Here is an 11,944-nt window from a genome sequence, read left to right as displayed (position 1 = left end):
GGGGGGACCCCCATCCGGCGCGGTCAGTGCGGGCCTCGCACCGTGTGCGTGGGTCGGTGCCGCACCGGCGTACGCCCCCAGCCTTCGGCCGGGGGGACCCCCACCTCGGGGCTCGCGGTTTACCCCTGCATCATTCGGCGCCGGGTTCGCCGCTCGTCCCCTGCGGGGGCACCCCGCCACACCCCCTCCCCTCGTACAGGCGACTGACGGCCGGAGGGGGTGTCAGAGGCGCGCGAGCGGGCGCAGTCCGCAGGATGCGAGCACGAGGTGCAGGCGTTCCGCGGACGCCTCGGCGAGCGGTGGGAGCAGCACTGTCGCGATGCCGGCTTCGACCGCGGCACCGTCATAGGCGGAACGGTCGCCGACCATCAGCGCATCGTCCGGGCCCACCTCGAGCGCGTCCAACGCCGACCGGAAGATGGCGGGGTCGGGCTTGCAGACACCGTGCTCGAAGGAGAGCACGAACCGGTCGACGTACCCGTCGAGGCCCGCCTTCACGAACCAGGGGCGGATGTCGAAGTGGACGTCACTGACCACGGCCACCCGCACCCCGGCGGCCTTCAGCGTCGCGAGTGTCCGCTCCACGTCCACCGCGAAGAGATCGACATCCGGCAGCGCCAGCTCGTCGTACAGGGCGCCCATCAGCGCCTCGTCGATGCCGGCGGCCGAGGCCCACCGCGCGAACCCCGCACGGTACGACTCCACGGACGCGTCCGCACCCTTCATCGCCTGTGCCACTTCGGGTTGCCTGATCGCCGCGTCGAGCGCCGCGCTGATCCGGCTCACCTCCGACGAAGAGGCATCCCGGGCGAGGCGCTGCAAAGCACCTTCGATCCACGACCCGCCCTTGGGCCCGGCGTGGTCGGGCCCCCACTTGGGGACGATGAGCGTTCCCACCCAGTCCAGAAGCACAGCCTCGAAGGTGGGCGAGTCTTGCCCGGGGCGAAGTTCGATCACCCCGCCGGTATACCCGGTGCACTTCGTTCGGCGGAAGGCGACTCCCCCTGGCCGAAGGCTGGGGGAGACGAGCGGTGAGGTGCGGCGCTGAATGACGTGGGGCAGCGCCGCGAGCGCCGAGGTGGGGGTCCCCCCGGCCGAAGGCTGGGGGCGTACCCCGGCGCGGCACCGACCCCAGACGAACAGAACGCAGGCCCGCACCAACCGCGCCGGATGGGGGTCCCCCCGGCCGAAGGCTGGGGGAGGGCGGGAGGGCGGGGGACACCCCGCCGCAGGCGCAACGGACCCGCACACAACAACCGGGCCCCATCACAGCGCACGCGCCCGGCGCTCCACCGCGACCGCCGCCCCCGCCACGCACCCCAACGCCACCACCCCCAGCGGCACAAGCATCCACGCGGCCACCCCGGCCACCCCCACCCCGCCCGCCAGAAGCAGCGTCCCCCCTGGGTCGCCCACGCAGCGCCGCACGGCGCGGCCCGCCGCACCCCGGCCGCCCTCCCCGGGCCGCCAGAGCGCGGCGGCGCGAAGCCCCGTCACCACGAGGGCGACCGCCGCGAGCACGCTGACCCCGGTGAGGGCTCCCCCGCCGGGCAGCGCCCCGGAGCGGGCCACGGCCAGGTCGAGCCCGAGCAGTGCGAGCCCGCCCCACCACACAAGCGTCCGGGCCCAGCCGGCGCGGGTCGCGGCGACGGTCTCGGCCGCGAAGTCGCGCCAGGTGGACCGCTCCCCGTCCAGGTGCCGCCGCAGGTGTCCGCAGGCGGCGGCGAACGCGGGCAGCGCGGTCACGAGCGGCAGCGCCGCCACCGCCAGCCACACCCCGGTCAGCAGGCACTCGGCGAACAGCGCGAACTGCGCGGACCGGGCCGCGGAGCGACTCCGGGCGCCCTCGGTCGTGGTCAGGGGCCTCACCCCTTGAGCCCCGACGTGGCGGCGCCCTCGACGAGGTGGCGCTGGAAGGCGAGGAAGAAGAGGAGGACGGGCAGCAGTGCGACCAGCGACATGGCGACCATGCCGCCGTAGTCGGCCACACTGTCCTGGTCGATGAACATCTTCAGCCCGAGCGAGACGGTGTACTTGTCGGGTTCGTTCAGGTACAGCAGGGGCCCGATGAAATCGTTCCAGGACCAGATGAACGTGAAAATGGCGCTCGTGATGAGCGCGGGCCGGCACAAAGGGAGCACGATGCTCCAGAAGATGCGCGGATGGCCGCAGCCGTCGATGCGCGCGGCCTCGTCCAATTCCCGGGGGAGATTGCGCATGAATTGCACCATGAGAAAGACGAAGAACGCGTCCGCGGCGAGATATTTCCCGAGCAGCAGCGGAACGTAAGTGTTGATCAGGTCGAGTTTCTGGAAGAGCACGTACTGCGGGATGATGAGCACCTGGAAGGGCAGCAGCAGCGTCGAGATCATCACCGCGAAGAGCAGGTTGCGCCCGGCGAAGCGGATACGGGCGAAGGCGTAGGCCGCCGCTGAGCAGGAGACGAGCACGCCCACCACCGAACCGAGCGCCAGGACGAGCGAGTTGGTGAAGAAGGTGGAGACGGGGATGTCGGCGATGCCTCGGGTCAGCCGGCGGTAGTTGTCGGAGATGGGCCGGCCGGGCAGCAGTTCGAGGCTGCCGACGATCTCGTCGCCCGGCTTGAACGAGGCCCCGACCAGCCACACCACCGGGTAGAGGATGACCGCGAGCAGGGCCAGGGCGCCCGCGTGCCAGGCGACGGTGCGCATCGTGCGGCGGCGGGCGGTGACGGCGGGGGTCATCGGGCGTCCGTCCCTTCCTCGTAGTGGACCCAGCCGCGCTGGGTGCGGAACAGCACCGCGGTCAGCAGGCCGATGCCCAGCATCAGCATCCAGGCCATGGCGGACGCGTAGCCCATGCGGAGGTTGCGGAAGCCCTGTTCGTACAGGTACCAGGTGTAGACGAGCAGGGAGTCGGCCGGTCCGCCCGCCCCGCCTCCGCTGCCGCCGAGGACCACCGCCGAGGTGAAGACCTGGAAGGAGTGGATGAGTTCCAGCAGCAGGTTGAAGAAGAGCACCGGGGAGATCATCGGCAGCGTGATGGAGCGGAACCGCCGCCAGACCCCGGCCCCGTCGACCTCCGCCGCCTCGTACAGTTCCCGCGGCACCTGCTTCAGCCCCGCCAGGAAGATCACCATCGGGGCGCCGAACTGCCAGACGGTCAGGGTGACGAGGGTGGGCAGCGACCAGTCCGGGTCACCGACCCAGCCGCCGGCGTCCCAGCCCACGAAGCGCATCGCGCGGTCCACGACGGCGTCGTCCTGGAACACCGAGCGCCACACGATGCCGATGCTGACGCTCGCCCCGATCAGCGACGGCGCGTAGAAGGCGGAGCGGTAGAAGCCCTGCCCGCGGCGCGGCCTGACCAGCAGCAGCGCCACACCGAGTGCCGCGGCGAGCTTGAGCGGGGTGCCGACCAGCACGTACTCCAGCGTCACGCGCACCGAGTGCCACCAGCGGTCGTCGGCGAACATGTCGCGGAAGTTCCGCAGCCCGATCCACCTCGGGGTGTCGAAGAGGTTGTAGTCGGTGAAGGCCAGGTAGAGCGAGACCAGCATCGGACCCAGCGTCAGCAGCAGGACCCCGACGCACCACGGGGTGAGGAACAGGTAGCCGGCCAGGGTCTCCCGGCGCCGGCCGGCGGCCCGGGGGCCCTCGGGGGTACGGCGATGAGGCGTGCGGGGCCGCTCGACGACGTCCGGCCGGGTCATCTGGGTGCGGGTCACAGGTCGTCCCCTCAGGAGCCGAGCGCGGTCTTCGCCTCGCTGAAGAACTGCGTGACGGCGTCGTCGACCGAGGTCTTGCCCAGGGCGACTTCGGCGTAGATCCGCAGGAAGGCCGCCTCCGCGACGTCCGCGCCCGCGGGGTGCGGGGTGATCGGCTCGATGACGCCGGTCACGGACTTCTCGTAGGCGGCGATCTGCGCGTCGACGCCGGTCGGTTCGTACGCGTCGAACTGGGCGTTGGTCGGCAGGACACCGCGGTTGTAGCCCATGGTCTTCCCGACCTCGGGGTCGTGGACCATGAAGTCGATGAACTCCGCGACCTCCTCGGGGTGCTGGGTGCGGGCGGAACCGCTGAGCATGAGCGAGGAGATGTACTGACCGGTCCTGGTGCCGTCGGTGGTCGGGACCGGGGCCAGGGCGAGCTCGGTGTCGGTCTCGGCGGCGTAGCGGACGATGAAGTTGTCCCAGGTGAACTCGGCGGCGGAAAGGTCGCCGCTGACCGAGGACTTGGGCTTGATCTGCTCGCTCTTCTTGGCCGGGACGAGGTCGCCCGCCTTGTTGTCGGCGTAGTGGGCGCCCCACCACTGCCGCAGGTCGGCCTCGGTGAAGCCGAGCTTCTTGTCGGCGGTGAAGAAGGCCTTGCCGTTCTGGCGCAGGTAGAGGTCGTACAGGTACATCACCCCGCCGTTGTCGCTGGCGCCGTACAGGTCGCCCTCGGCGGCGCTGATCTTGTGGACGGCGGCGTCGAACTCGTCCCACGTCCAGCCGGCGGCGGGGGTGACGCCGACGCGCTCGAAGGCCTCGGGGTTGTAGACCAGGGCGAAGGTGTTGCCGCCGACGGGGACGCCGAGCAGCCTGCCGTCGACCTCGCCGGCCTTGTCCAGGCCGGCCCGGAAGTCGTCCATGCCGAGATTGCCGGCCTCGACCTGGGCGTTCAGGTCGAGCAGCAGGTTCTTCTCGCCGTACTTGCGCAGGAAGGCGACGGAGTTCTGGAAGACGTCGGGGGCGTTGCCGCCCGCGGCCTGGGTGTTGAACTTGCTCCAGAAGTCGGCGTACTCGGCGAAGTCCGTCTTGACCTTGATGTGCGGGTGGTCCTTCTCGAAGAGCGCGATCGTCTTCCGGATCAGCTCGGCGCGGTCCTGGGCGCCCCACCACGAGTAGCGGATGGTCACGGTCCCGCCGTCCGGATCGCCGCCGCCGCAGCCGGCCGCCAGCAGCGCCAGCGCGGCGACCGCGGCCCCGGCCGCCCGCAGGCCCCGCGGCCCGCGCACACTCCTTCGAACGCTCACGACATGCCCCCTTCGGGCAGACGCCACCCCGCGCCCCGCGGAGGGCCTGAAACGATTAAGGCAAGCGCTTGCCGAGAAACCGTAGGGAGACCCTGACAGGGCGTCAATGCTTACGACGGAGAATGACGGAAAGCGCTTCCTCGCGCCCACCTGAAACATCGGGACCACCGGGCACACGACGAGGGCCCGGAAGCCGCTCTCGGCTTCCGGGCCCTCGGTCCGGGTGGGCGATACTGGGATCGAACCAGTGACCCCTTCGGTGTGAACGAAGTGCTCTCCCGCTGAGCTAATCGCCCCGGTGCGGACACAACATTACCGCATGTCAGCGGGTGCCCCGACCATCGCGGACGGCGCACCCCCGGTGACGGTCGGCCCTTCCCCGGCATCACGAGTGCAGGTCGGCCTTCCACGGCATCACGAAGCCGAACCGCCACACGTAGTAGCCGAGCAGCGCGCCGATGATCACCAGCCCGATGACGGTCAGCGTCAGGTTCCGCCGCCGCACCTTCGGGTCGAGTGCCTTCTGTGCCGCCTCGGTCACCTTCCGCTTCGTCCAGCGCAGCACCAGCTGGGCCCAGACGAACTCGGTCGCCCAGACCGCCATGCCGGCGAAGATCACCACCCAGCCGGGCCCCGGCAGCGGGAGCAGGACCACGCCCGTCCCGACGATCGCCAGACCCACCAGGAAGACCCCGACCTGCCAGCTCACGTGCAGCGCGCGGGAGCGCCGGATGAACCCCGGCGCCCTCGACCCCAGCGGGCGCTCGGAGCCCTCGGGCTCGCCGTCCTCGCCGCCCTCGTCGCCCCCGTCGTCGGGGGTCGCGGGATCCATGGCCACAGCCACCTCCCGCTCGTCACTCTCCGCAGTCATACAGCCAAACTTACCCGACGCCGCTTCGTCACCGGAATGGCTCGCCGGGGAGGAAAAGAACTCGGCCGGACGAGGTACCGGAACCCTCACAAACCCGTCAGAGGGGTTTACAACGTCCCCGCAGGTGGCATGTCGATTTCGCCGACGTGCGAATCCCCGAGCGCACACTGAGCGAAAGGCCCTGGCGCTTATGAACACCACGGTCAGCTGCGAGCTGCACCTGCGCCTCGTTGTGTCGAGCGAATCGTCACTGCCCGTACCCGCGGGCTTGCGGTACGACACGGCCGATCCCTACGCCGTGCACGCCACCTTCCACACCGGTGCCGAGGAGACAGTCGAATGGGTGTTCGCCCGCGACCTGCTCGCCGAAGGTCTGCACCGGCCCACCGGCACCGGCGACGTCCGGGTCTGGCCGTCCCGCAGTCACGGCCAGGGCGTCGTGTGCATCGCCCTCAGCTCTCCGGAGGGGGAGGCGCTGCTCGAGGCCCCTGCGCGGGCCCTGGAGTCGTTCCTCAAGCGGACCGACGCCGCGGTGCCCCCCGGCACCGAACACCGTCATTTCGACCTGGACACCGAGCTCTCGCACATTCTCGCCGAGAGCTGAGTCCACCGACCGTCCGTCGCCGTACGCATCTCGGGGGTACGGCGCGGACCCGACCTGCCGGAGCCGTCGTCGGGGAGCAGCGCGCTCCACGACGACGGCTCTCGCGCTACAGTCACCGGAACGCCCGACCCACCAGGCCAGGGAGAGAGCGATTCCGTGCTGATCAACCATGACACCAGGTGCGCACTCGACTGCGTGGTGGATCTCATCAACACCACACCGGAGAGTGACGGCCGCGAGGGTCTGGCCGATCTCGCGGCGCTGCGCGCCTTCGTGGAGCGCAACCAGGTCAGTGACATCGGTTCGCTCGACGAGGACGACCTCGTCGCCGTACGTGCCGTCCGGCAGCTCTTCACGAAGGCCTTCGCGGCGCCCGACACGCCCGAGGCCGCGGCGCTGATCAACTCCCTCGTCGCCGAGGCCGGCACCACGCCCCGGCTGACCGATCACGACGGCTACGACTGGCACGTCCACTACTTCGCCCCGGGCGCCTCCCTCGCCGACCATCTGGCGGCCGACTGCGGGATGGCCCTGGCGTTCCTCCTCGTCGCCGGGGAGCGGGAGCGGCTGCGCCGCTGCGACGCCCCGGACTGCCGGCGCGCCTTCGTCGACCTGTCACGGAACCGCTCGCGCCGCTACTGCGACAGCCGCACCTGCGGCAACCGCCTCCACGTCGCCGCGTACCGGGCGCGCCGCCGCGAGGCCGTCGCCGTGCCGGCTCAGAACGGCCAGAGGTCGTAGAGCCCGCCCAGGGCGAGCAATCCGCCGATCACGGTCAGGAACAGCATCAGCGGCGGCTGGGAGAGCGCGAAGAGGCAACCGCGTGGCTCGTCGTCGTCTGCTTCGGCTTGCATGGCCTTACGGTGTGCTCGGAGGGACGCGAACCCGCACAACCGTACGCCCCCGGGCACGCCAAATCCCGCTCAGGGGGCGGTAGTTGAAGTCCGCCACGGCGATGATGACCTAACCCCGCCACCCCCTGCCACCAACACGCCGCTCAGATCCCCCTGCGCTTGAGGATCTCCTCGATCTCACCGAATTCGGCCAGGTCGGGATCGGTCTTCGCCGCCTTCGGGACTGGTTTCTTCCCCTGCGCCAGGGCCGGCGCCCCCGCGCCCGGCGCGACCGCCCGGCCCGGCTTCGCCTCCGGGACGGCCTTGCGGCGCCCGGCGACCCGCGCGAGGACGTAGAGCACGACGGACAGGGCGAGCACGGCGAAGCCCGCCCACACCGACGGCTTGAACACCAGGTCGACCGCCCAGTCGGCGACGGCCCGGACGACGGTCCCGGCCAGCGAGACCAGGCCCGTCATGTACAGGCCGACGGGCAGCAGTGCCGCCGCCGCGATCATCGTCGCTCTGCGGAACCTGCGCCGGTAGGCGGTGAGCAGGGCGATCGCCAGGCCCGCCGCGGACAGCGCGACACACACGGTCGAGGTCAGCATGCGGAACTCCTCCGAAGTGGTCTGCTCGCTCCATCGTGCACCCGCCGCCCGCCCCCGGGCCACGGCCCGGCGGCAACCTCAGGGTGATCTCCGGGGCGGCTCCTCCCCCGGTGGGAGACTGGCCCCATGAACGAAGCGACTCCCCGCACCGTCGTCCTCGAGTACTGGTGCGAACTCCAGTGTCCCGACTGCGCCGCCGCCCTGACCGACCTGCACTCCCTGCGCGAGCGCTACGGCGACGCCCTGGAGGTCCAGTTGCGGCACTTCCCCCTGGAGAAGCACAAGCACTCCTACGCCGCCGCCCAGGCCGCGGAGGAGGCCTTCGCCCAGGGACGCGGCTGGGAGTACGCGGAGGCGGTCCTCGCCCGCACGGAGGAACTGGGCGAGCGCGGCGAGGCGCTGCTGGTCGAGATCGCGGCCGGCCTGGGGCTCGACGCGGAGGAGGTCGACACGGCGCTCGTCGACGGGCGGCACCTGCTCGTCGTCGACGCCGACCACGCCGAGGGCAAGGCCATCGGCGTCACCGGCACCCCCACCTACGTCATCTCGGGCGAGCGCCTCGACGGCGGCACGTCCCAGGAGGGCCTCCGCGCCCGCATCGAGTCCCTCGCGGACGCGGCCCTGGGCCGCTGACCGGTTCGGCGTCGCGTCTGCGCGGTGCCTCGGGGATCCCCCCCCGGCGAGGGCCGGGGGGAGTCCCGCCGCAGGCGCAACACACCCGCACACGACAACGGGCCGCGACCACAGCGCCGGGCACTCACACGAGCGGCTTCGCCAGATGCACTTCCGTCACCTCGTACCCCAGCGCCGCGTAGAGCCCCTCCGCCGCCTCGTTCCCGGCGAAGACGTTCAGCCCCAGCCATTCCAGCCCGGCCGCCAGGCACTCCCGCTCCGCGGCCAGCATGAGCGTGCGCCCGTGGCCCCGCCCACGGTGCTCCTCGGCGACCCGGACGTCGAAGACGAACCCCGTGTCCTCGTCCCTGCGCCCGACCCACAGGTCCCCCACGGCCTCCCCCGCCGTGCCCCTGGCCCCGCCGGCCTCCAGCACCCTCAGCAGCGCGCCCGGCGTCGCGAGCCCCTCGGGGAGGGCGGCCCGGTCGTCCGCCTCGGCCTTGGCGAGGGCCTGCTCCTCGGGCACGCCGCGCTCCGTCCAGGACCGTACGTACTCGTCCCGCCTGCGGGCCGCCCACCCCGGGTACTCCGCCTCGGTCATGGGCCGTACGACGCTGCCCTCCGGCAGCGCCGGCGGCACGTCGGACAGCGCCTTGAGCATGCTCCGGTTGCGGACGGCGTACCCCAGCACACCCGCGAGCCGGAGCGCGGCCGTGTCCTGCGCCCGCACCGAGACCTCGATGCGGCGGCAGCCCCATCCCCGCAGGACCTCCTCCGCGGCGAGGGCCGCGACGGTGCCGCGGCCGCGGCGCTGCTGGTCGTGGTCGATCCGCAGCGCGACGATGCGCCCGGCCTCGGGTCCGAACCGGGCGTCGGTGGACAGGGTGGTCTCCCCCACCGGGCGCCCGTTGACGCAGACGTGGAAGCGGCGGGCGCGTGCTCCGCCGCGCCGGCGCTGCTCGGGCTCGGCCGGGCGCAGGGTGGTGGTCATGGTGTGGAGTTCTACCGGGTCGCCGCGGTCACGTCACGGGTTCCGCCGCCCCGGAGGCAACGGCTCAGGGGTTCGGGTGCTCCGCCGACCGCTCCGCGAAGACCCGCATGGCCTTGGCCGTGACCGGGCCCGGTCGGGTCCCGGTGGCCAGTTCGCGGTCGTCGACCCGGTGGACGCCCTGGACGTCGCGGAGCGAGGAGGTCACGAAGATCTCCTCCGCCTCACCCAGCGCCTCGAACGGCAGGTCGGCCTCCTCGGCGCCCGCCCAGTCGATGACGAGTTCCCGGGTGATCCCGGCGAGGCAGCCCGAGGCGAGCGGCGGGGTGAGCAGCTTGCCCCCGATGACGACGAAGACGTTGGAGCCGGTGCCCTCGCACAGGCGCCCCTGCGTGTTGGCGAACAGCGCCTCGGAGGCGCCGTGCTGGTGGGCGCGGGCCAGCGCCACGACGTTCTCCCCGTACGAGGTGGTCTTGAGCCCCGCGAGGGCGCCCTTCTCGTTGCGGGTCCAGGGGACGGTGACGACGGCCGTCGTGTCGGGGCGGACGGTCGCGGCGCCGAGGGCGACGACCAGGGTGGGGCCGGTGGTGCCGCGCTCGGAGCCGAGCGGCGAGGTGCCGCCGGTGTAGGTGACGCGGAGCCGGCCGTGGGCCACCGGGTTGGCGGCGAGGACGGCCTCGCAGGCGTGGCGCACCTCGTCCCGGTCGGGCTCGGGCAGGCCGAGGCCGCGCGCGGAGCGGGCCAGCCGGCGCAGATGGCGGTCCATCGCGAACGCGGTGCCGCCGGTGGCCTTGAGCGTCTCGAAGACGCCGTCCCCGACGGTCAGGCCGTGGTCCATCACGGACACGGACGCCTCGTCGGTCTCGCGCAGCGCGCCGTTGACCCAGATCGCGCCCGCGGTGGTCGTGCTCACGGTGTCACTCTGCCCCATGGTTCCGTTCGCCTTCGTTCGAGTCGTACGTACCCGACGCTACCGCCAGCAGCCGGGAGGCCTTCAGTTCCGTCTCGTCCCACTCCCGATCGGGATCGGAGCCCCAGGTGATCCCGGCTCCGGTGCCGAAGCGCAGCACGGGGCCGCCGGGGGCGATGCGGTCGATCCAGAAGGTGCGGATGCCCACGGCCAGCTCGCCGGTGCCGCGGTCGGCGTCGACCCAGCCGATGCCGCCGCAGTAGGGGCCGCGGGGAACGGTCTCCAGTTCGGCGATGATGCGCAGCGCGCTGGACTTGGGCGCGCCGGTGACGGAGCCCGGCGGGAACGCGGCGTCCATCAGCTCGGCCCAGCCGGCGCCCTCGCGCAGTTCGCCGCGCACGGTGGAGACGAGGTGGACCAGGCCGGGGTGCTTCTCCACGACGCAGAGGTCGGGGACGGAGACCGTGCCGGTGGCGCAGACCTGGCCGAGGTCGTTGCGGACCAGGTCGACGATCATGACGTTCTCGGCGTGGTCCTTGGGCAGCAGGTCGGCCTCGGTGCGGCCGGTGCCCTTGATAGGCCCGGACTCGACGATGTCGCCGCGGCGGCGCAGGAAGAGTTCGGGGGATGCGCTGGCCACCTCTATGCCGTGCCCGGGCAGCCGGACCGTCCCGGCGTGCGGGGCGGGGTTGCCGCGGGCGAGGACGGCCGCGAGGGCGTCGATGTCGGCGTCCGGGTCGGGCAGCGGCGCGGTGAGCACCCGGCAGAGGTTGGCCTGGTAGACCTCGCCCGCCGCGATGTACTCGCGGACGCGGCGCACTCCGGCGGTGTACCCGGCGCGGTCCAGCGAGGACGTCCAGTCGCCGCGGGCGGGACCCTTCCAGAGCCGGCGGGGAGCCGCGGTGGCGGGTTCCGGCCGCACCGTCCCGAAGCGCGCGCAGACCGTTCCGCCCTCGAAACCGGCGACCACCGCCCAGAAGCCGGAGGAGTCCAGCGCGGCGGGGTCGGTGGTGACATCCCGCAGGTCGGAGGCGACGAGGCCGCCGAATCTGGCGAGGGGCTCGAGGTCGGGCACGGGGCTTCCCAGGTCGGTCCGGAGGGGCGAGTGCGAGTCTAAGTCGGCGGCGACGGGCGAGATGCGCTGGTCACCGACCCGGCACGCTGCGGAAACGCGTTTTGGTGGCGGAGCCGTAATCCGCTAGAGTTCAACTCGTCGCCGGGACGCGGAAGCGCACCGGCGAAGGTCCCGCCCGGGTGCGAGCTCCGGGGGAGACACTGCGGACGTGGCTCAGTTGGTAGAGCATCACCTTGCCAAGGTGAGGGTCGCGAGTTCGAATCTCGTCGTCCGCTCGAAGTGGGGGTCACCGCCCCCGCGCTGGTGGAGTGGCCGAGAGGCGAGGCAACGGCCTGCAAAGCCGTCTACACGGGTTCAAATCCCGTCTCCACCTCTGAGGACGATTAGCTCAGCGGGAGAGCGCTTCCCTGACACGGAAGAGGTCACTGGTTCAATCCCAGTATCG

At 71.9% G+C, this 11,944-nt stretch carries 14 protein-coding genes and 3 tRNA genes; 5 read left to right on the top strand and 12 right to left on the bottom strand.

Annotated features, from left to right (window positions below; translation table 11 throughout):
• Positions 1–222: 222 nt before the first annotated feature.
• From CHF15_RS33820 to CHF15_RS33790, 7 genes are all read right to left on the bottom strand, one after another.
• Entirely contained in the window at positions 223–957 is a 735-nt protein-coding gene (locus CHF15_RS33820) for an HAD family hydrolase (RefSeq protein ID WP_220093351.1), read from the bottom strand.
• A 309-nt stretch (positions 958–1,266) separates the two neighbouring features.
• Positions 1,267–1,869, bottom strand: a complete 603-nt coding sequence (locus CHF15_RS33815) for a hypothetical protein (RefSeq protein ID WP_245939176.1) — start codon at positions 1,867–1,869, stop codon at positions 1,267–1,269.
• On the bottom strand, positions 1,866–2,723 hold the full coding sequence (locus CHF15_RS33810; protein ID WP_089227737.1) for a carbohydrate ABC transporter permease: 858 nt from the start codon (positions 2,721–2,723) through the stop codon (positions 1,866–1,868). The genes CHF15_RS33815 and CHF15_RS33810 overlap by 4 nt, the downstream gene beginning before the upstream one ends.
• Entirely contained in the window at positions 2,720–3,691 is a 972-nt protein-coding gene (locus CHF15_RS33805) for a carbohydrate ABC transporter permease (protein ID WP_089227828.1), read from the bottom strand. The genes CHF15_RS33810 and CHF15_RS33805 overlap by 4 nt, the downstream gene beginning before the upstream one ends.
• Before the next feature lie 26 nt (positions 3,692–3,717).
• Positions 3,718–4,995 (bottom strand): ABC transporter substrate-binding protein, encoded by a 1,278-nt coding sequence (locus tag CHF15_RS33800; protein ID WP_179280089.1) that lies wholly within the window; start codon positions 4,993–4,995, stop codon positions 3,718–3,720.
• Positions 4,996–5,219: 224 nt separating this feature from the next.
• A tRNA-Val gene (locus CHF15_RS33795) sits at positions 5,220–5,291 on the bottom strand.
• Positions 5,292–5,380: 89 nt separating this feature from the next.
• Positions 5,381–5,866: a TIGR02611 family protein gene (locus tag CHF15_RS33790; protein ID WP_089227735.1), complete on the bottom strand. Its 486-nt coding sequence runs from the start codon at positions 5,864–5,866 to the stop codon at positions 5,381–5,383.
• A 190-nt stretch (positions 5,867–6,056) separates the two neighbouring features.
• On the opposite strand from CHF15_RS33790, the gene CHF15_RS33785 reads away from it, so the two are divergent.
• The gene (locus CHF15_RS33785; RefSeq protein ID WP_003959770.1) at positions 6,057–6,470 is read left to right on the top strand and encodes an SsgA family sporulation/cell division regulator; all 414 of its coding nucleotides are present in this window, start codon (positions 6,057–6,059) and stop codon (positions 6,468–6,470) included.
• A 156-nt stretch (positions 6,471–6,626) separates the two neighbouring features.
• Positions 6,627–7,211 (top strand): CGNR zinc finger domain-containing protein, encoded by a 585-nt coding sequence (locus CHF15_RS33780; RefSeq protein WP_089227734.1) that lies wholly within the window; start codon positions 6,627–6,629, stop codon positions 7,209–7,211.
• Here CHF15_RS33780 and CHF15_RS46485 read toward each other — a convergent pair.
• Complete coding sequence (locus tag CHF15_RS46485; RefSeq protein ID WP_018564240.1) at positions 7,190–7,324, bottom strand: hypothetical protein; 135 nt, start codon at positions 7,322–7,324, stop codon at positions 7,190–7,192. The genes CHF15_RS33780 and CHF15_RS46485 overlap by 22 nt on opposite strands.
• A 143-nt stretch (positions 7,325–7,467) precedes the next feature.
• Positions 7,468–7,914: a hypothetical protein gene (locus CHF15_RS33775; protein WP_089227733.1), complete on the bottom strand. Its 447-nt coding sequence runs from the start codon at positions 7,912–7,914 to the stop codon at positions 7,468–7,470.
• Between the two features lie 126 nt (positions 7,915–8,040).
• Between CHF15_RS33775 and CHF15_RS33770 the strand changes: the two genes are divergently transcribed.
• Complete coding sequence (locus CHF15_RS33770; protein ID WP_089227732.1) at positions 8,041–8,547, top strand: DsbA family protein; 507 nt, start codon at positions 8,041–8,043, stop codon at positions 8,545–8,547.
• Between the two features lie 124 nt (positions 8,548–8,671).
• On the opposite strand, the gene CHF15_RS33765 is transcribed toward CHF15_RS33770, so the two are convergent.
• From CHF15_RS33765 to CHF15_RS33755, 3 genes are all read right to left on the bottom strand, one after another.
• Positions 8,672–9,517, bottom strand: coding sequence for a GNAT family N-acetyltransferase (locus CHF15_RS33765; protein ID WP_089227731.1), 846 nt, complete (start codon positions 9,515–9,517; stop codon positions 8,672–8,674).
• 64 nt (positions 9,518–9,581) lie between these two features.
• A complete protein-coding gene (locus CHF15_RS33760; protein ID WP_089227730.1) occupies positions 9,582–10,445 on the bottom strand; it encodes an aminotransferase class IV in 864 nt (287 codons plus the stop codon).
• On the bottom strand, positions 10,432–11,499 hold the full coding sequence (locus CHF15_RS33755) for a chorismate-binding protein (protein WP_089227729.1): 1,068 nt from the start codon (positions 11,497–11,499) through the stop codon (positions 10,432–10,434). Before CHF15_RS33755 ends, CHF15_RS33760 begins: the two co-directional genes overlap by 14 nt.
• A 202-nt stretch (positions 11,500–11,701) precedes the next feature.
• On the opposite strand from CHF15_RS33755, the gene CHF15_RS33750 reads away from it, so the two are divergent.
• Positions 11,702–11,774 (top strand) — tRNA-Gly (locus CHF15_RS33750).
• Positions 11,775–11,801: 27 nt separating this feature from the next.
• Positions 11,802–11,872, top strand: a tRNA-Cys gene (locus CHF15_RS33745).
• The last annotated feature ends 72 nt before the right edge of the window (positions 11,873–11,944 follow it).

Origin of the sequence: Actinacidiphila glaucinigra, from assembly GCF_900188405.1 — a bacterium.
GTDB classification, from domain to species: Bacteria; Actinomycetota; Actinomycetes; order Streptomycetales; family Streptomycetaceae; genus Actinacidiphila; species Actinacidiphila glaucinigra.
This window is presented reverse-complemented; position numbering and strand designations above follow the sequence as displayed.

Coding starts and splice junctions, on each gene's coding strand:
- CHF15_RS33810 (WP_089227737.1), bottom strand. CDS start 2,723: ATGACCCCCGCCGTCACCGCCCGCCGCCGCACGATGCGCACCGTCGCC.
- CHF15_RS33805 (WP_089227828.1), bottom strand. CDS start 3,691: ATGACCCGGCCGGACGTCGTCGAGCGGCCCCGCACGCCTCATCGCCGT.
- CHF15_RS33790 (WP_089227735.1), bottom strand. CDS start 5,866: ATGACTGCGGAGAGTGACGAGCGGGAGGTGGCTGTGGCCATGGATCCC.
- CHF15_RS33785 (WP_003959770.1), top strand. CDS start 6,057: ATGAACACCACGGTCAGCTGCGAGCTGCACCTGCGCCTCGTTGTGTCG.
- CHF15_RS46485 (WP_018564240.1), bottom strand. CDS start 7,324: ATGCAAGCCGAAGCAGACGACGACGAGCCACGCGGTTGCCTCTTCGCG.
- CHF15_RS33775 (WP_089227733.1), bottom strand. CDS start 7,914: ATGCTGACCTCGACCGTGTGTGTCGCGCTGTCCGCGGCGGGCCTGGCG.
- CHF15_RS33770 (WP_089227732.1), top strand. CDS start 8,041: ATGAACGAAGCGACTCCCCGCACCGTCGTCCTCGAGTACTGGTGCGAA.
- CHF15_RS33765 (WP_089227731.1), bottom strand. CDS start 9,517: ATGACCACCACCCTGCGCCCGGCCGAGCCCGAGCAGCGCCGGCGCGGC.
- CHF15_RS33760 (WP_089227730.1), bottom strand. CDS start 10,445: ATGGGGCAGAGTGACACCGTGAGCACGACCACCGCGGGCGCGATCTGG.